The sequence below is a fragment of the Tepidiphilus sp. HLB4 genome, from assembly GCF_054823945.1.
This window is the reverse complement of the sequence record NZ_JSYB01000018.1, coordinates 25,167-42,057: the sequence shown is the minus strand read 5'-3', so window position 1 is coordinate 42,057 and position 16,891 is coordinate 25,167. Positions and strand designations below refer to the sequence as shown.

At 64.1% G+C, this 16,891-nt stretch carries 18 protein-coding genes; 4 read left to right on the top strand and 14 right to left on the bottom strand.

Going from position 1 to position 16,891, the window contains the following annotated elements:
- The first annotated feature begins 93 nt into the window (after positions 1–93).
- Positions 94–1,047: a thioredoxin-disulfide reductase gene (gene trxB / locus OA56_RS04585; RefSeq protein WP_461583707.1), complete on the top strand. Its 954-nt coding sequence runs from the start codon at positions 94–96 to the stop codon at positions 1,045–1,047.
- Between the two features lie 5 nt (positions 1,048–1,052).
- Positions 1,053–1,667: a Smr/MutS family protein gene (locus OA56_RS04580; RefSeq protein ID WP_461583705.1), complete on the top strand. Its 615-nt coding sequence runs from the start codon at positions 1,053–1,055 to the stop codon at positions 1,665–1,667.
- Positions 1,668–1,673: 6 nt separating this feature from the next.
- Here the strand turns inward: OA56_RS04580 and OA56_RS04575 are convergent, their stop codons facing one another.
- The 5 genes from OA56_RS04575 to hemN all read right to left on the bottom strand — a co-directional run bounded on the left by OA56_RS04575 (position 1,674) and on the right by hemN (position 6,400).
- Positions 1,674–2,012, bottom strand: a complete 339-nt coding sequence (locus OA56_RS04575; RefSeq protein WP_028874947.1) for a P-II family nitrogen regulator — start codon at positions 2,010–2,012, stop codon at positions 1,674–1,676.
- Positions 2,009–3,649, bottom strand: a complete 1,641-nt coding sequence (locus OA56_RS04570; RefSeq protein ID WP_055423478.1) for an NAD+ synthase — start codon at positions 3,647–3,649, stop codon at positions 2,009–2,011. Before OA56_RS04570 ends, OA56_RS04575 begins: the two co-directional genes overlap by 4 nt.
- 15 nt (positions 3,650–3,664) lie before the next feature.
- Positions 3,665–4,198, bottom strand: coding sequence for an inorganic diphosphatase (ppa, locus tag OA56_RS04565; protein ID WP_055423477.1), 534 nt, complete (start codon positions 4,196–4,198; stop codon positions 3,665–3,667).
- A gap of 87 nt (positions 4,199–4,285) precedes the next feature.
- Positions 4,286–4,987 carry a sulfite exporter TauE/SafE family protein gene (locus OA56_RS04560; protein WP_055423476.1) on the bottom strand — a complete coding sequence of 234 codons (702 nt, stop codon included), beginning with the start codon at positions 4,985–4,987 and terminating at the stop codon, positions 4,286–4,288.
- A 9-nt stretch (positions 4,988–4,996) separates the two neighbouring features.
- Positions 4,997–6,400 carry an oxygen-independent coproporphyrinogen III oxidase gene (gene hemN / locus OA56_RS04555; RefSeq protein WP_198289023.1) on the bottom strand — a complete coding sequence of 468 codons (1,404 nt, stop codon included), beginning with the start codon at positions 6,398–6,400 and terminating at the stop codon, positions 4,997–4,999.
- 97 nt (positions 6,401–6,497) lie between these two features.
- Between hemN and fnr the strand changes: the two genes are divergently transcribed.
- On the top strand, positions 6,498–7,235 hold the full coding sequence (gene fnr / locus OA56_RS04550) for a fumarate/nitrate reduction transcriptional regulator Fnr (RefSeq protein WP_461583701.1): 738 nt from the start codon (positions 6,498–6,500) through the stop codon (positions 7,233–7,235).
- A gap of 20 nt (positions 7,236–7,255) precedes the next feature.
- Here fnr and OA56_RS04545 read toward each other — a convergent pair whose 3' ends face one another.
- Together OA56_RS04545 and OA56_RS04540 are read right to left on the bottom strand one after the other, a co-directional pair.
- Positions 7,256–9,028, bottom strand: a complete 1,773-nt coding sequence (locus OA56_RS04545) for a PHA/PHB synthase family protein (protein ID WP_461583699.1) — start codon at positions 9,026–9,028, stop codon at positions 7,256–7,258.
- Positions 9,015–10,568, bottom strand: coding sequence for an MBL fold metallo-hydrolase RNA specificity domain-containing protein (locus OA56_RS04540; protein ID WP_461583697.1), 1,554 nt, complete (start codon positions 10,566–10,568; stop codon positions 9,015–9,017). The genes OA56_RS04545 and OA56_RS04540 overlap by 14 nt, the downstream gene beginning before the upstream one ends.
- A 63-nt stretch (positions 10,569–10,631) precedes the next feature.
- Here OA56_RS04540 and OA56_RS04535 point away from each other — a divergent pair, with 63 nt between their 5' ends.
- Complete coding sequence (locus OA56_RS04535; RefSeq protein WP_055423473.1) at positions 10,632–11,075, top strand: universal stress protein; 444 nt, start codon at positions 10,632–10,634, stop codon at positions 11,073–11,075.
- 58 nt (positions 11,076–11,133) lie between these two features.
- On the opposite strand, the gene OA56_RS04530 is transcribed toward OA56_RS04535, so the two are convergent.
- The 7 genes from OA56_RS04530 to ccoN form a co-directional block, all read right to left on the bottom strand.
- Entirely contained in the window at positions 11,134–11,316 is a 183-nt protein-coding gene (locus tag OA56_RS04530; protein ID WP_461583694.1) for a DUF3149 domain-containing protein, read from the bottom strand.
- 15 nt (positions 11,317–11,331) lie between these two features.
- Positions 11,332–11,862, bottom strand: a complete 531-nt coding sequence (locus OA56_RS04525; protein WP_461583692.1) for a FixH family protein — start codon at positions 11,860–11,862, stop codon at positions 11,332–11,334.
- Positions 11,863–11,866: 4 nt separating this feature from the next.
- Complete coding sequence (gene ccoG / locus OA56_RS04520; protein WP_141055081.1) at positions 11,867–13,306, bottom strand: cytochrome c oxidase accessory protein CcoG; 1,440 nt, start codon at positions 13,304–13,306, stop codon at positions 11,867–11,869.
- A gap of 120 nt (positions 13,307–13,426) precedes the next feature.
- Positions 13,427–14,326, bottom strand: coding sequence for a cytochrome-c oxidase, cbb3-type subunit III (gene ccoP, locus OA56_RS04515; protein WP_461583690.1), 900 nt, complete (start codon positions 14,324–14,326; stop codon positions 13,427–13,429).
- 1 nt (position 14,327) lies between these two features.
- Positions 14,328–14,504 (bottom strand): cbb3-type cytochrome oxidase subunit 3, encoded by a 177-nt coding sequence (locus tag OA56_RS04510; protein WP_055423469.1) that lies wholly within the window; start codon positions 14,502–14,504, stop codon positions 14,328–14,330.
- 16 nt (positions 14,505–14,520) lie between these two features.
- Positions 14,521–15,162: a cytochrome-c oxidase, cbb3-type subunit II gene (gene ccoO, locus OA56_RS04505; RefSeq protein WP_141055087.1), complete on the bottom strand. Its 642-nt coding sequence runs from the start codon at positions 15,160–15,162 to the stop codon at positions 14,521–14,523.
- Positions 15,163–15,175: 13 nt separating this feature from the next.
- Positions 15,176–16,618 (bottom strand): cytochrome-c oxidase, cbb3-type subunit I, encoded by a 1,443-nt coding sequence (gene ccoN / locus OA56_RS04500; RefSeq protein ID WP_055423467.1) that lies wholly within the window; start codon positions 16,616–16,618, stop codon positions 15,176–15,178.
- Positions 16,619–16,891 lie beyond the last annotated feature (273 nt).

The following is a 16,891-nucleotide window of genomic DNA, read 5'->3' as shown; positions in this document are numbered from 1 at the left end:
CACAGCGAGGGCAGCAGCAAGCGTAAGCATTCTATAATTGGATTCATGGGCCCAGCCTCGCGCCCTGCCTGCTTTCTTCTTCGGAGTCCTCGCATGAACCCCCGCCACAGCCGTCTCATCATCCTCGGTTCCGGTCCCGCCGGTTACACCGCCGCCATCTACGCCGCTCGCGCCAACCTCGAGCCCGTCCTCATCACCGGGCTTGCGCAAGGCGGCCAGCTCATGACCACCACCGAGGTAGACAACTGGCCCGCCGAGCCCGAAGGCGTCCAGGGACCGGAGCTCATGGAGCGTTTCGAGAAACACGCCCGGCGCTTCGGCACCGAAATCGTGTTCGACCACATCCACACGGCCGATCTCTCGCAGCGCCCCTTCCGCCTCACGGGCGACGCCGGCAGCTACACCTGCGACGCGCTCATCATCGCCACCGGCGCCACCGCCAAGTACCTCGGCCTGCCCTCGGAAGAAAAGTTCATGGGCCGTGGCGTGTCGGCCTGTGCCACCTGCGACGGATTCTTCTACAAAGGCGAGGACGTCGCCGTCATCGGCGGCGGCAACACCGCCGTCGAAGAGGCGCTCTATCTCGCCAACATCGCGCGCAAAGTCACCCTGGTACATCGCCGCCGGCAGTTCCGTGCCGAGAAGATCATGGTCGACAAGCTCATGGAGAAAGTCGCCGCGGGCAAGATCGAGCTGGTGCTCGACAGCGTGGTCGACGAGATCCTGGGCGACGACTCCGGCGTGACCGGGGTGCGGGTGAAGAACGTGGTCGATGGCGGCACGCGCGAGATCCCCGTCAAAGGCGTGTTCGTCGCCATCGGACACAAGCCCAATACCGAGCTTTTCGTCGGACAGCTCGACATGGAGAACGGCTACCTCGTCACGCGCGGCGGTCGCCACGGCAACGCCACGGCCACCTCGATCGAAGGGGTGTTCGCCGCCGGCGACGTGCAAGACCCCGTCTATCGTCAGGCCGTCACCAGCGCCGGCAGCGGCTGCATGGCCGCGCTCGACGCCGAACGCTATCTCGACGGCCTGGGAAGCTGAATCCCATGACCCGCCCTCGCCCGCCGGCCTGGGCGGCCCCCTTGGCTGCGCTCAAAAAAGGGAAGGCCGCCCCGCCCGGTGCAGCCCCCCGACAGGCACCCGCCGAAGAAGCGGACTGGCGCGCGGGCGTTCGTCCTCTCACATTCCCGCCGCGGGTGGAGCCCGAGCGCCCGCGCCCGGCGCCGGTGCCGCGACAAAAGCTCGCCGACGAACGCACCATCCTCGCCGAGGAGCTGCTCGCCCCGCTGGAACTCGAAGACTGGCTGGAAGCCGATGAGAGCACCCACTTCCTGCGCCCCGGCGTGCCGCGGCGCGTGCTCACCGACCTGCGGCGCAGCCGCTGGGCGCTGCAAGGCGAAGTCGACCTGCATGGCCTCACGCGGCTCGAGGCGCGCGAGGCGCTCTCGGCCTACCTCACCCGCGCCCGGCGCCAGGGGCTGCGCTGTATCCGCGTCATCCACGGCAAAGGTCTGCGCTCGCCAGGCGGTTTCTCCGTGCTGCGCCACCTGTCGCGGCGCTGGCTTGCGCAGCGCGACGAGATCCTCGCCTTCTGCGAAGCCCCGCCCACGCGCGGCGGCAGTGGCGCGCTCATCGTGCTGCTGCGCGCGCCCCGCGAATGACTCGGCTCAGATCGCGTTGCCGTCGGTCTCGCCGGTGCGGATGCGGATCACCTGCTCGACCGGCAGCACGAAGATCTTGCCGTCGCCGATCTTGCCGGTGCGCGCCGTCTCCATGATGACGTCGACCACCTGGGCGACGCGATCGTCGGTGACGACCACCTCCACCTTGATCTTCGGCAGGAAATCGACCACGTATTCGGCGCCGCGATAGAGCTCCGTGTGCCCTTTCTGCCGGCCGAAGCCCTTGACCTCCGTGACGGTCAGGCCGCTCACGCCGATCTCGGAGAGCGCCTCCCGCACCTCGTCGAGCTTGAACGGCTTGATGATCGCCTCGATCTTTTTCATGCTCCGCTCTCCTCGTCGTATTCGTCGGCATAGCGCGCCGTGATGGGATAGCGCCAATCGCGCCCGAAGGCACGGCGACTCACCCGCACGCCGATCGGCGCCTGGCGCCGTTTGTACTCGCTGCGCTTCAAAAGGGTGACGGCACGACGCACCGCCGCAGCGTCGAACCCAGCGGCGATGATCTCCCGTGGCGAGCATTCCCATTCCATGTAGCGCTCGATGATCTGATCGAGCACGTCGTAGGGCGGCAAGGAATCCTGGTCGCACTGGTTGGGTTTGAGCTCGGCCGAAGGCGGACGCGTGATGATGCGTTCGGGAATCACCTCACCATTGCGGTTGCGCCAGCGCGCGAGCCGATACACCTGAGTCTTATACACATCCTTGAGCACGGCAAAGCCGCCTGCCATGTCGCCGTAGAGCGTGGCGTAGCCGGTGGCCATCTCGCTCTTGTTGCCGGTGGTGAGCACCAGCGCCCCCGTCTTGTTGGAAAGCGCCATGAGCAGCACCCCGCGGATGCGCGACTGCAGATTCTCTTCGGTGGTATCCGGCGGCAAGCCGGCGAAGAAAGGCTCCAGCATCGCCGAGAACGTATTCATCGCCGGCTCGATGGGAATGACGTCGTAACGCACCCCGAGCCGGGCGGCGAGCGTCGCGGCATCTTCCAGGCTCATGGTCGCCGTATAGGGCGAAGGCAGCATCACGGCGCGCACGCGCTCGGGCCCAAGCGCGTCGACGGCAAGGCACAGCGTGAGCGCAGAGTCGATGCCGCCCGAGAGCCCGATGATCGCGCCGGGGAAACCGTTCTTGCCGAGATAATCGCGCACCCCCAGCACCAGCGCCCGATAGAGCTCCTCCTCGGGCGGCAAGGGATCGAAGCAAGGGGCATGCGGCTGCCAACTCCCCTCGCGCCACTCGAGCACCGCCTCTGCCTCGGCGAAGAACGGTCCCTGCCAGGCCAAGGCGCCTTGCGCATCGACGGCGAAAGAAGCACCGTCGAAGACGAGCTCGTCCTGCCCTCCAACCAGGTTGGCATAGAGCATCGCCCGGCCAGAGGCCCGGACCCGCTCGGCGACTACGGCCTGGCGCTCACGCCACTTCTGCTGGTGATAGGGCGACGCGTTGAGCGCCACGACGAGCTCCGCCCCCTGCACCGCCGTCTCTTCCACCGGCCCGGCCGACCAGGCATCCTCGCAGATCACCACCCCCACCCGAACGCCGCGGTGGGTGAAGACGAAGGGCTCATTGCCAGCGCAGAAGTAACGTTTCTCGTCGAAGACGGCGTAGTTCGGCAGCAGACGCTTGCGATAGATCCCGTCGATACGGCCGCCGCGCAGCAGCGCCGCTGCGTTGAAGCGACCGCCCTCGTCGGCCCAAGGCACGCCCACGAGAAGCGCCGGACCCTCCTCGGTGGTGAGCGCCGCCAGCGATTCCAGATGGCGCCGCGCCGCGCGATAAAAATCAGGGCGCAGGAGCAGGTCTTCCGGCGGATAGCCGCTCAGGGCGAGCTCCGGCGTGAGGACGAGCTCCGCGCCCTGTGCGGCAAGCCGCGCGAACACCCCGGCGATGAGCGCCGCGTTGTGGGCGAAATCCCCCACCACCGGGTCGATCTGGGCCAGGCCCAGGCGCAGCGCGTTCATCCTCTCTGCGCCGTTTTACTGGGCTGACGAGGCATTCTTCACGCCGGCGAGGATCTCCTGCTTGGCCTCCTCGACGCCCGCCCAGCCGAGCACCTTGACCCACTTGCCCGGCTCCAGATCTTTGTAGTGTTCGAAGAAATGCACGGTCTGTTTCAGCAGGAGCTCCGGAAGATCCTCGAGCGAGTGCACCTTGTCGTAGAGCGGCGTGAGCTTGGACACCGGAACCGCCACCACCTTGGCATCGACTCCCGATTCGTCTTCCATCTTCAGCAGGCCCACCGGACGGCAACGGATCACCACCCCCGGTTGCAGCGGAAACGGCGTGACCACGAGCACGTCGACCGGATCGCCGTCACCGGCCACCGTGTGCGGCACATAGCCGTAATTGAGCGGATAGCGCATCGTCGTACCCATGAAGCGATCGACGAAAATGGCGCCGCTATCCTTGTCTACCTCGAACTTGATCGGATCGGACTGTGCCGGGATCTCGATGATGACGTTGATGTCGTTGGGCACGTCCTTGCCGGCGGAAACGCGTTCGAAAGCCATGAAAACTCCTCCCTCGTACAAAAAAATCGCAGCCGGCGGCGTGCGCCGGCCCTGTCGAGGAGGATTATATAACGGCAGCCTGCGGCTTCAGGGGTGGCAGACCACGCCCTGCCAGATCATGCCGCCCAGCTGCGGCGCGCGCCACAGGCCGAGAAGCCCGAAGGCGACCACCAAGAAGCCCGCGGCGCGGCGCACCCAAGGGTGTCCCGCCACGTTGCGAAAACGCCGCAACAGCAACCCGGCGGCGAGCAGATTGGGCAGCGTCCCAAGGCCGAAGGCGAACATCACCCCGGCACCGCGCACCCCGTCGCCCGCCAGCAGCGCCGTCGCAAGCACGCTATAGACGAGCCCACAGGGCAGGAACCCCCACAGCAGACCGAGCGGAAACGCCTGCGCCACCGAGCGCACCGGCAGGAAACGGCGCGTGAGCGGCTGGATCCGCTGCCAGAGTCGGTGGCCGGCGCGCTCGAATGGCGCGAGCCAGCGCGTCTGGCCGAGGAAATAGAGCCCCATGGCCACCAGCATGAGGTTGGCGAGCACGTAGAGCGTGAGCTGCACCGGCAGCACCCCTTCGAGCATCCCGCCGATCGCCCCCAGCCAGCCCAACAGCGCCCCCAGCAGGGTATAGGTGGTGATGCGTCCGAGGTTGTAGGCCAGATGCAGCGGCCACTTCGCCCCCTGCGCCGTCTGCAGCGACAGCGCGCCGACGATGCCGCCGCACATGCCGAGGCAATGCACCCCGCCCAGGAGCCCGATGAGGAAGACCGCGAGGAAACCGCTCCAGGCCACGTCGCCGCCTCAGATCACGCGCGAATAGCGGGCGCGTTCGCGGTCGTGGCGCAGGTAGCGGTCGAACACCATGGCGATCGCCCGCACCAGCAGCCGCCCCGGCGGCAGTACCGTGATCCAGCGATCTCCGATCTCCACCAACCCCGCCTCGGCCATGCGCGCCAGGTCGTTCAGCTCCGGCGCGAAATAACGGCGGAAGTCGATGAGATGCGCGATCTCGATCGATTCGATCGACAGCTCGAAATGGCACATCAACGCCTGGATGATGGAACGGCGCAGCACGTCGTCGGCGGTCAGTTCCACCCCGCGCAGCACCGGCAGCTCACCGCGCTCGAGCGCGTCGTAGTAGTCTTCCTCGGTCTTGTGATTCTGCGCGTAGATCGCCCCCAGCTTGCTGATGGAGGAGATGCCGAAAGCGATCATGTCGCACTCGGCCTGGGTCGAATAGCCCTGAAAATTGCGGTGCAGGCGCCCCTGCTGCTGGGCGATCGTCAGCTCGTCGTCGGGCTTGGCGAAGTGATCCATGCCGATATAGACGTAGCCGGCATCGACCAGACGCTCGATGGCGTACTTCATGATGCCGAGCTTGTCGGCCGCCGTGGGCAGGGCCGCCTCCTCGATGCGCCGCTGCGGCTTGAAGAGCCGCGGCAGGTGGGCATAGCTGTAGAGCGAGAGGCGATCGGGCGAGAGTTCGATCACCCGTTCGAGGGTAGCGGCGAACCGCTCCACCGTCTGGTGCGGCAAACCATAGATGAGATCCATGCTCACCGACTTGAAGCCATTGTCGCGCGCCGCTTCCAGCACCGCCGCCGTCTCGTCGAAACTCTGGATGCGATTGACCGCGGCCTGCACCAGCGGGTCGAAGTCCTGCACCCCGATGCTCATGCGGTTGAATCCGAGCTCGGCGAGCAAGGCCACCTGCGCCGCATCCACCTTGCGCGGGTCGACCTCGATGGAGAATTCCCCATGCTCGGCGAGCTGGAAATGCGCCCGGATCGCCGCCATCAACCGGCGCATCTCGTCTTCGGCCAGGAAAGTGGGCGTGCCGCCGCCCAGGTGCAGCTGGGTAACCTCACGGCCGCCAGCCAGATGCCCATCGACGAGCTCGATCTCGCGCTCGAGGAAATCGAGGTAGCGCGCGCTGCGGGAATGATCCTTGGTGATGATCTTGTTGCAGGCGCAATAGTAACAGATCGTATTGCAGAAGGGGATGTGCACGTATAATGACAGCGGCCGGTTGAGCCCCCCCACCTCGCGGCTGCCAAGCCAGCGGGCATACTGGGCCGGCCCGAAGGCTTCGACGAAGCGATCGGCCGTGGGGTAAGAGGTATAACGCGGCCCGCTGATGTCGAAACGACGGATCAGCTCCGGGTCGACGACGAGACGATGGGTTTCCTGCATCGCGGTGCTCATGAACGCCTGCGGCAACCTCCATAATATGGCACGAAACGGCCGACGATGAGTTGACCGCCATCAACGAAAACGTTTCCTTTACCCCCAGAGAAGCGCCATGGACCTCCAACTTCCGCCCACCCTGCGCCAGCTGCGAGTGGCCTGCTCCCAGTGCAACCTCATGGAGCTGTGCCTGCCAGTCGGGCTGAGCGAAGAAGACGTCGCCCGCATCGAGGAACTCATCGGAACGCGGCGCAAGCTCAAACGCCATCAAGCGCTCTACGAAGTGCGCAGCCCCTTCCAAGCACTCTACGCCATCCGCGCCGGCTCGTTCAAGACCACCATCGTGCTCGAAGACGGCCGGGAACAGGTCACCGGATTCCAGATGACCGGCGAGCTCCTGGGGCTGGACGGCATCAGCACGGGGCTGCACGTCGTCAGCGCCATCGCGCTCGAAGACAGCGAGGTGTGCGTGATCGAATACGCCCGCCTCGAAGCGCTCGCGCGCGAAATCCACGGACTTCAAGCGCAATTTCACAAGGTGCTCTCGCGCGAGATCGTGCGCGAACAAAGTGTCATGATGCTGCTCGGCACCATGCGCGCCGAAGAGCGGCTTGCCGCATTCCTGCTCAACCTCGCCCAGCGCTTCGCCGCCCGTGGATTCTCCGGCACGGAATTCCGGCTGCGGATGACGCGCGAAGAAATCGGCTCCTACCTCGGGCTCAAGCTCGAGACGGTCTCCCGCACCCTGTCGCATTTCCAGGAAGAAGGGCTCATCGAGGTGCAGCACAAAAACATCCGCCTGTGCGACCGGGAGCGTCTGCGCGCCCTCATCCAGGCGCCCCTGTCGCACTGAAAACGAACCGGCAAGCCGCGTCAGTGCTCGAGCACGTAGGTTCCCGGCGCCGACCCGAGCGAAGGCACGCTCGCCCGGTCTTTGGGCGTTACCAGTTCGCCCGCCTGCGGCCTGAGCCACTCGACCCAGTCCCCCCACCAGCTGTTGGGATGGGGATGCTCGGATGCCGACTTGAGCCAGGAATCGGCCCGCGGCACCGGATCGGTGAGATCGCTCACCCAATACTTGCGTTTGGGCGGGTTCTTTGGCGGATTGACGATGCCCAGAATATGCCCCGAGCTCGACAGCACATAGCGCCGCGGACCGCGCACGTGCCGCATCAGCTTGAAGGTCTGCTGCCAAGGGGCGATGTGATCGTCCTCGGTGCCCACGGCATAGACCGGCTGCACGATCTGGCGCAGATCCACGGGAACCCCGGCCAAGGTCAGCGCATCGGGCTGGATGAGGCGGTTGTTGAGATAGAACTCGCGCAGATACCAGCAGTGCATCTTCGCCGGCATGCGCGTCGGATCCATGTTCCAGTAGAGCACGTCGAAGGGCTCGGGCTCCTCGCCATAGAGCCAGCCGTGTACGATGTAGCGCCAGATGAGGCTGTTGGAGCGCAACAGGCGGAACGCCTCGGCCATGTCCTCGCCGCGCAGATAGCCATCGAGCTGCATCTTGCGGCAGAGAAAATCGACCGTGGCCGGATCGATGAAGACCTCGATGTCGCCCGGGGCGGAGAAATCGACGAGGGTCGTAAAGAAGGTCGCATCCGCCACGGGGCAGGCGTCCGCTCCCAGCTTGCGGTTCATCACCGCGAGGTAGCTCGCCAGGGCCGTACCGCCGATGCAATAGCCCACCGCATTGACCTTGTCGGCGCCGGTGATCGAGCGTGCCGTCTCGACGAGCACGTCCACCCCCTGCATGAGATAGTCGTCGAAGGTCGTGTTGGCCATCTCAGGCGTGGGGTTCTTCCAGCTGATGATGAAGACTTCGAACCCTTGGTCGCACAGATACTTCACCAGGCTCTTGTCGGGAGTGAGATCGAGTACGTAGAATTTGTTGATCCACGGCGGCACGATCACCACCGGACGGCGATGCACCTGCGGCCGGGTCGGCGCATAGCGGATGATCTCCACCAGCCCATTGCGGTGCACCACATCCCCCGGCGTCGTGGCGAGGTTCACCCCGACGTGGAAGTCGTCCGGCCGCGTCATCCGCACCATGCCGGCAGCCATGTCAGACAGGAAGTTCTTGTACCCTTCGACGAGGCTCAACCCCCACGTCTTGGCGGCAAGCTCGCGCGCCTTGGGGTTGGTCCAAAAGAAATTGGTCGGTGCAAGCGCATTGACGAATTCCCCCGTCCAGAAAACGGCGCGGCGCCGTTCGCGCTCGTCGATCGCGGGGGTTTGGCGCACCATCTCGACCAGGGACTGCCCCCAACCGAGATAGCCCTGCTGCAGGGCCGACCACCAGGCCGATTCGGTCCATACGGGATGGTCCCAACGGATGTCATAGGGCTCGGGAACGAAAGGCGGCTCGGCCGACTGACCCGAGAGGCGCTGCGCGACATAGCGCATCAGCGCGACGTTGCGCTTGCCGAGCTCGATCTCCTTCGACCACAGCGCCACCGGATGCAAGGCCCAAAGCACCTGCGCGTGCAGGATGGGAGCGATGTTGCCCAAGGGATCGAAACTTCCCTCCATGGCGCGATGCACGATCTCCGCCACCTGTTCGGGCATCTCTTCGATGCGCCGTTCCACTTCCTCGCGCGGCTCCTGCCGCGGATTGCGTGCCCTACTTCTCGCCATGACGGCCTCCTCGTTGCCAAGAATCCTGCCACGTCTGACCGCGAGCCGGGATCTCGACGCTGGACCAACCGAGCTCGCTGCGGATCGTATCCGCGAACGCCTGAGATTGCCCCGATTCACCGTGCGTGACGAAACACTGCTGCGGCGGGCGCCGAAAACCGCGCAACCAGCCGAGCAAACCTTGCCGGTCAGCATGCGCCGACATGCTTCCTATCATATGGAGACCGGCCCGTACCGCGATTCGTTCCCCGAAGATCGTCACCTGTTGCGCCCCATCGACGAGCCGTCGCCCCAAGGTACCCGCCGCCTGGAAACCAGCGATGACGATGGCGCACTCCGGTCGGGGCAAATTGTATTTTAGGTGATATTTGATGCGACCGGCCTCGCACATGCCACTGGCTGAAACAATCACCAACCCCGAGCGCACGCCGTTGAGCGCCATCGACTCCTCCACGCTTGACGTGAATCGCAGACGGAAACGGTCGCGGTTACGCTGCATCCAGGAAAAAAGCTCACGGCTGGGTTCATCCCACAGATCGAGGTGGCGCGCCGAGATCTCGCTCGCCTCGGTGGCCATGGGCGAGTCGACCACCACGTTGAGAGAATTCAAGCGGCCGCGGCGTACCAGATCGGCGAGCACCAGGATCATCTCTTGGGTACGACCGACGGCAAAGGCCGGGATCACGACGTTGCCCCGCGGCAGCGTCTGGCGCAGCACCGTCTCCAGCTCGGCGACCGACTCGTCCCATGGGCGATGCTCGCGATCGCCGTAAGTCGATTCGACCCAGACGACGTCGGCTTCAGGAATCAGCGCTGGATCGCGCACCAAGGGCCTCCCCGGCATGCCCAGATCCCCGCTGAACACCCAGCGGCGCAGCGCCCCGTCGCCGCGCTCGAGCTCCAGCTCGAGGATGGCCGACCCCAGGATGTGCCCGGCGTCATGAAACCTGGCCCGAACACCCGCCACCACGGGAAACCAGCGCCCATAATCGTGTCGCTGCAGCCAGCGCAGGCTCTCCTGTGCCTGCGCCACCGTGTAGAGCGGCGCATCGGAGACCATCAGACGGCGGCGGGTACGATGCGACTGTTTCGAGAGCCACTCCCATTCCTTTTCCTGGATGTGGGCGCTGTCGAGCAGCATCACCCGCAACAAATCGGCGGTCGCCTCCGTCACATGGATCGGCGCCCTTGCGCCCAAGGCCACCAGACGCGGCAGCAAACCGGAATGATCCAGATGCGCATGGGTGACGATCACCGCCTGCAGCGCCCAAGGATCGAACGCGAAGGCTTCCAGGTTCTTGCGCGTCGCCTCGCGCCCTCCCTGGAACATGCCGCACTCGACGAGAAACTCGCCGCCAGGCGCCGCCACGTGGTAACACGACCCCGTGACCTCTTGCACTCCCCCGAGGAAACGCACCTCGGGAAAGAGAGGAAGGTGCCGGCGCAAAAAATGGGGCGGCTCGCGACGGCGCCCTTTTCCTGCACCGTGTCCTTCATGGTTTTCGGCATCATTTCCCGGTCGTCGCCCTTTCTTCGTCATCTTGCACCTCGGCCGAGCGTGGTTATAATGGGTCGATGTTAACCTACTCGAGGAGGGAGCACGATGTTCAAACACATTCTGGTGCCGACGGACGGCTCGGATCTGTCGCGCAGCGCCTCTGAGCGCGCCGTCGCCTTTGCCAAAAGCATTGGCGCGAAAATCACCTTTTTCTACGCCCAACCGGATTTTCCGCTGCCGGTCTACGGCGAAGGCGCCCTGATCGACCCCACCACGCCGGATCAATTCCGCCGCGCGGCCAAGGAAGAAGCCGACCGGATCCTCGCCGAAGCCAAGGCGATGGCGGAAAAGGAAAACGTGCCGTGCGACACCGACACGGTGGTGAGCGACACGCCGTGGGAGGCGATCATCGACTGCGCCCAGCGCCACGGCTGCGACCTCATCTTCATGGCCTCACACGGCCGACGCGGTCTGGCGGGCCTCCTGCTCGGCAGCGAGACGCAAAAAGTGCTTACCCACAGCAAGCTGCCGGTGCTCGTCTACCGCTGAGCCCCTTTGCCCGCTGTACTCAAAAAAGGCCGCATCGTGCGGCCTTTTTCGTTTCGCGTTACGACAAACGGTGCTGCTGTTGCCCCGAAGAGGCGGTGGTGCTGCCACTTTTTTCCTCTTCCTGGATCTGCTGCTTGACGTAGCGGTAGATGTAAAACGCCATTACGATGATGAAGGCGATGGTGAAGAGGCTCAGCAAGCCAATCCCCGATGAAAACAATTCACGCAGTGCATCCGACATGGCACGTCCCTCCTTTCAGTCTGCTGCAGGTACGAACGGTTCGATTTTCACCTCGCTCTCTGTGGGAACATGCACGGTCCCGTTCAGTCGCCACTCGCGGGACTCATCTTCGATCTGCACCAGCCAGCGCCCAGCGTTGAGCGGCGCAATCGGCGCGACGTAGCGCCCCTCGTCGCGCACCAGACGCACCACCTGATCCATGCCGGCCCGGGTGGGATGGGTGAGCGTCACGACGAGAAAAGGCGGTCTCGCCTTGGCGCGCTCCTCGTCGAAGCGCAGGCGCAGACGCTCGGCATCGATGCTCACATAGGCGGTCAGGCCGAGCTCGCCGGCCTTCAGCGATCGATCCATCGTCTTGCGGATCGCCAAGCCTTCCTTGTAATAATCGTCGACCACCAAGCCATCCCAGGTCTTGATCGCCAGCCACAGGGTGATGAACCCGCCCACCACCGCTGCCGCCGGCGGCAGCATCAGCAGCCATGGCCATTTCTGGCGGTACCAGGGTATCGTCCGGGACGTATTGCGCGCATCCATCCGAGCTTCCATTGCCTTACTCCGGAATGATGAAGGTGGCCACTTCTCGCGTCACATCTTCGGGTTCGCCCACCACTTTGACCTCGAAATAGATCTTGTGCGTCCCGGCGGGGGCCGTTCCTGCCGGCGCCTGCACCTGCACCGTCAGCGGCAAGGTCGTCGCGGGCGGCACGTCGAACTCCGCCGGGCCCTCGAGCTTGAGGTTGGGCAAACCACCCACCGTGAGCGTGAAGCGCCGCGGCCGTTCGACCATGTTCATGATGTTGAGCGTATAGACGTTCTCGATCCAGCCGCCGCGGATCTCGCGCGCGAGCGCGGCCCGGTCGCGCATCACGTCGACGCGCACGTCGGGCCGCGTGGCGATCTTCCAGAAGAGCACCGAAGCCACCACGATGAGGATGACGCCGTAGATGAGCACCCGCGGACGCAGCGCGCGCCGGATGGTCTGGGCACGGTCCCAATGATTCGCCATCGCGTTTTCGGTGGTGTAACGAATGAGCCCACGAGGGTAACCCATCTTGTCCATCACCTGGTTACAGGCATCGATGCAGGCGGCGCAGGCAATGCATTCATACTGCAGCCCGTTGCGGATGTCGATCCCCGTGGGACAGACCTGCACGCAGATGCCGCAGTCGATGCAATCCCCCAGGCCCAGCGACCGGGGATCGACCCCCTTCTTGCGCGGCCCGCGCGGCTCGCCGCGCTCGGCGTCGTAGGTGATGATGAGGGTGTCGGGGTCGAACATCACGCCCTGGAAGCGCGCATAAGGGCACATGTACTTGCACACCTGCTCGCGCAGCACCCCGGCGAGGAGGAAGGTAAACCCGGCGTAGAAGAAAATCCAGAAAGTCTCCCACGGGCCGAAGCTCCAGGAAAGCAGCTCATGCCACAGCTCTCTTTGCGGCGTGAAATAACTGACCAGCGTGAAGCCCGTGACGAGGGAAAAGATGATCCATACGGCGTATTTGGCGCCGCGTCTGAGGATTTTCTCCATGGTCCAGGGCGAAGCGTCGAGCTTGCGCCGCTTGATGTGATCGCCCTCGATCTTTTCCTCGAACCATAGGAAGATCTCGGTATAGACCGTCTGCGGACAGGTATAGCCGCACCACACACGCCCGGCCACGGCACTGAAGAAAAAGAGCGCGTAGGCCGACAGGATCAGGATGAGCGAGAGGTAGAAGACGTCCTGCGGCCAGAACACCCAGCCGAAGAGGTAGAACTTGCGCTCGACGAGATGGAAGAGCACCGCCTGACGGTCGTTCCAGGTGAGCCACGGAAAACCGTAGAAAATCGCCTGGGTGAGAAAGACGAAGAACCACCGCAGCCGCTGGAAAGGCCCCGTGGTGGAACGGACATAGAGTTTCTTGCGCTTGGCGTAGAGCGTGGAAGGCGCCTCTTCGGAAGCAGCGGCCTTCGCGGCAGGGCGCGTCTCGGCGGTTTTCAGCGGTTCGTTCATGATGAGGAAGACTCTTCGTCAGGACCCGCGTTCTTTATAGAACAGAAGCACTCCGGCGGGAAGGGAAGATGCGGCGAGACGCCCCCAGACGCCCCGCCGCGGGTTTTGCTGCCTCAGACCTTACTGCTTGTTGCTCAGGCCCCACACGTAGGCAGTGAGAATGTGGACCTTATCCTCGCCCAGGAATTCCCCGAACGCCGGCATACGGTTCTGGATGCCGTTGGTCACGTTGGAGATGATCTGGGCCTCCGACGAGCCCCACAGCCAGATGTCGTCGGTGAGATTGGGCGCACCCAGCAGCGGATTCCCCTTGGCGTCCGGCCCGTGACAGACGGCGCAGTTCTCGGCGAAGACCTGGGCGCCCCGCTGCGCGCGCTGCGCGTCGTGCGACAGGCCCGAGAGCGAGCGCACGTAATTGGCCACGTCCTTCATCTGATCCTCGGAGAGGATGTCCTTGAAGGGTGTCATCACGCCCATGCGCCCCGCGGTGATGGTGGTCTTGATGTACTCGGGCGAGCCGTCCCCGCCCAGCCAGTCATGGTCAGTCAGGTTGGGGAAGCCCTTGGCCCCGCGCGCGTCGGCCCCGTGGCACTGCATGCAGTAGGTCTGGAAGAGCCGCTTGCCCATGCCCATCGCCTCGGGATCGGCCGCCACCGCTTTCACGTCCATGTTGCGGTATTTGGCGAACTTCGGACCATACTGCTCGTCGGCCTTCTTCATCTCCTGCTCCCACTGCCCCACCGAGGTCCACTTGGCGATGCCAGGGAAAGAGCCGAAGCCGGGGTAGATGATGAGGTAAGCGATGCCGAAGAAAATGGTGAGCCAATACAGATACATCCACCAGCGCGGCAGCGGGTTGTTCCACTCCTGCAGCGTCTCGTCCCACTTGTGCGGCTGCAGCTCACCCACCTTGCCGCTCACCCGCATGTTGAAGGCGATGATGAAGATGCAGAACGCGATACTCAGCGCCACGAGCACCATCACGTACGCGTTCCAGAACCCATTGATGAAGTCTGCCATTTTAGTTCCCTTCCTTGTGATCGTTGGCGAGCACCGGGTCGTCGTCCTCGAGGAACGGCAGGCGTGCGGCTTCTTCGAACGCCGGCTTGGCGGCGCGGCTGTACGCCCAAACGCAGATACCGATGAAGCAAAGGAACGACAGCACCGTCACCAAGGAACGCAGGTCGTTGATGTCCATCACGCCCTCCTCTCACTCACTGGAAATTCGACAACGCCCGGCCGAGGCCCTGCAGGTAGGCCACCAGGGCCTCCATCTCCGTCTTGCCCTCGAGCATGGATGGCGCCTGCGCGATCTCCTCGTCGGTGTAGGGGTGGCCCAAGGCACGAAGCGCCTTCATCTTGTCCTGGATGGCGTTGATGTCGCGCTGGCTGATCGGCCGGTCGAGCCAGGGGAAGGCCGGCATGTTGGACTCTGGCACGACGTCGCGCGGGTTGCGCAGGTGCGCGATGTGCCAGTTGTCCGAATAGCGGCCGCCCACACGGTGCAGATCGGGACCGGTACGTTTGGACCCCCACTGGAAGGGGCGGTCGTAGATGTACTCGCCCGCCACCGAGTAGTGGCCATAACGCTCGGTCTCGGCCCGGAAGGGACGCACCATCTGCGAATGACAGTTGTAGCAGCCTTCGCGGATGTAGATGTCGCGACCGGTGAGGCGCAGCGCGTCGTAGGGTTTGACATCGAGCGGATTACCCTGCCGGTCGATCGGCTTGGTGGTCGAATGCTGGAAGAACAGCGGCACGATCTCGACCAGGCCACCAATGCTCACCACCAGCAAGGTGGCGATGATGAGCAGCGTGACGCTACGCTCGAGGATTTCGTGTTTGGAATTGGCCATGATTCACTCTCCCTCACGCATGGGCCGGAGCCAGCACCGGCGCATCGACGGGCTTGGCGCCCGCGACGGTCTTGAACACGTTGTAGGCCATCACCAGCATCCCGGTCAGGAACAACAGCCCGCCGAGCACCCGGATGGTCCAGAAGGGGTAGGAGGCCTTCACCGCCTCGACGAAGGCATAGGTGAGCGTGCCGTCGGGGTTGGTGGCGCGCCACATCAGACCCTGCATCACGCCCGAGATCCACATCGAGGCGATGTAGAGCACGATGCCGATGGTAGCGATCCAGAAGTGCGCCGTGACCAGATCCTTCGAGTACATCTCGACCTTGCCGTAGAGCCGCGGGATCAGGTAGTAGAGCGAACCGATGGTCACCATCGCCACCCAGCCGAGCGCCCCGGAGTGCACGTGACCCACGGTCCAGTCAGTGTAGTGCGACAGGGCGTTGACCGTCTTCACCGACATCATCGGGCCTTCGAAGGTCGACATGCCGTAGAAAGAGAGCGACACGATGAGGAACTTGAGGATCGGGTCGTCACGCAGCTTGTGCCAGGCACCGGAGAGCGTCATGATGCCGTTGATCATCCCACCCCACGACGGCGCGAGCAGGATGAGCGAGAAGATCATCCCCAGCGACTGGGTCCAGTCGGGCAGCGCAGTGTAGTGCAGGTGGTGCGGACCGGCCCACATGTAGGTGAAGATGAGGGCCCAGAAGTGCACCACGGAGAGCCGGTAAGAATACACCGGACGACCGGCCTGCTTGGGCACGAAGTAGTACATCATGCCCAGGAACCCGGCGGTGAGGAAGAAGCCCACGGCGTTGTGGCCGTACCACCACTGCACCATGGCATCCTGCGCCCCGGCGTAGGCCGAATAGGACTTCGGCGTGAGAAGACCGGCGGCAAGCACTGGAACTTCGGCGCTATTGACCACGTGCAGCAGCGCCACGGCGATGATGAAGGCGCCGTAGAACCAGTTGGCGACGTAGATGTGGCTCACCTGCCGCTTGGCGATGGTGCCGAAAAACACCACGGCGTACGACACCCACACCAGCGTGATGAGAATGTCGATCGGCCACTCGAGCTCGGCATACTCCTTGGCCGTCGTGAACCCGAGCGGCAAGGAGAGCGCGGCGAGCACGATCACCAGCTGCCAGCCCCAGAAAGTGAAGGCTGCCAAGCCCGGCGCAAAGAGCCGGGTGTGGCAGGTACGCTGCACCACGTAGTAGGACGTGGCGAAGAGCGCCGAGCCGCCGAAGGCGAAAATCACCGCGTTCGTGTGCAAGGGGCGCAAGCGCCCGAAGTGGAACCACTCGCCGAGCTGAGGGAAATTCAGCTGCGGCCAGACCAGCTGGGCGGCGATCAACACCCCGACCAGCATGCCTACGATGCCCCACACCACCGCCATGATGGCGAACTGGCGCACGACTTTGTAGTTATAAGTCGTTTCCGTTTGCATGGTCACCTCTCCAATGAGAACTTACCGAAATCACCCCGGCGCGTCCGCCGACTGCGACAGGCGGTAGGATACGCCGCACGTGCAAAGTCGTGTTGACTTCAGTCAACATTTTAGTCGATGGCGTAGCAAACGCAGGAAAAGTGTGGCGGCGGGGACAAAAAAAGGGGCACGCCCCAGCGTGCCCCAACCCCAACAGAGAGACAAGGAACCCAAAAACGGCTTGGATTCGCACCCAAACCGAGGAAGATTCTATTCCTTGTCTTCATAGAGGTT

Coding starts and splice junctions, on each gene's coding strand:
- OA56_RS04525 (WP_461583692.1), bottom strand. CDS start 11,862: ATGGAAGCTCGGATGGATGCGCGCAATACGTCCCGGACGATACCCTGG.
- OA56_RS04535 (WP_055423473.1), top strand. CDS start 10,632: ATGTTCAAACACATTCTGGTGCCGACGGACGGCTCGGATCTGTCGCGC.
- hemN (WP_198289023.1), bottom strand. CDS start 6,400: ATGAGCACCGCGATGCAGGAAACCCATCGTCTCGTCGTCGACCCGGAG.
- ccoP (WP_461583690.1), bottom strand. CDS start 14,326: ATGGCAGACTTCATCAATGGGTTCTGGAACGCGTACGTGATGGTGCTC.
- ppa (WP_055423477.1), bottom strand. CDS start 4,198: ATGGCTTTCGAACGCGTTTCCGCCGGCAAGGACGTGCCCAACGACATC.
- OA56_RS04575 (WP_028874947.1), bottom strand. CDS start 2,012: ATGAAAAAGATCGAGGCGATCATCAAGCCGTTCAAGCTCGACGAGGTG.
- OA56_RS04545 (WP_461583699.1), bottom strand. CDS start 9,028: ATGGCGAGAAGTAGGGCACGCAATCCGCGGCAGGAGCCGCGCGAGGAA.
- fnr (WP_461583701.1), top strand. CDS start 6,498: ATGGACCTCCAACTTCCGCCCACCCTGCGCCAGCTGCGAGTGGCCTGC.
- ccoN (WP_055423467.1), bottom strand. CDS start 16,618: ATGCAAACGGAAACGACTTATAACTACAAAGTCGTGCGCCAGTTCGCC.
- OA56_RS04580 (WP_461583705.1), top strand. CDS start 1,053: ATGACCCGCCCTCGCCCGCCGGCCTGGGCGGCCCCCTTGGCTGCGCTC.
- ccoO (WP_141055087.1), bottom strand. CDS start 15,162: ATGGCCAATTCCAAACACGAAATCCTCGAGCGTAGCGTCACGCTGCTC.
- OA56_RS04570 (WP_055423478.1), bottom strand. CDS start 3,649: ATGAACGCGCTGCGCCTGGGCCTGGCCCAGATCGACCCGGTGGTGGGG.
- OA56_RS04530 (WP_461583694.1), bottom strand. CDS start 11,316: ATGTCGGATGCACTGCGTGAATTGTTTTCATCGGGGATTGGCTTGCTG.
- trxB (WP_461583707.1), top strand. CDS start 94: ATGAACCCCCGCCACAGCCGTCTCATCATCCTCGGTTCCGGTCCCGCC.
- OA56_RS04510 (WP_055423469.1), bottom strand. CDS start 14,504: ATGGACATCAACGACCTGCGTTCCTTGGTGACGGTGCTGTCGTTCCTT.
- ccoG (WP_141055081.1), bottom strand. CDS start 13,306: ATGAACGAACCGCTGAAAACCGCCGAGACGCGCCCTGCCGCGAAGGCC.
- OA56_RS04540 (WP_461583697.1), bottom strand. CDS start 10,568: ATGACGAAGAAAGGGCGACGACCGGGAAATGATGCCGAAAACCATGAA.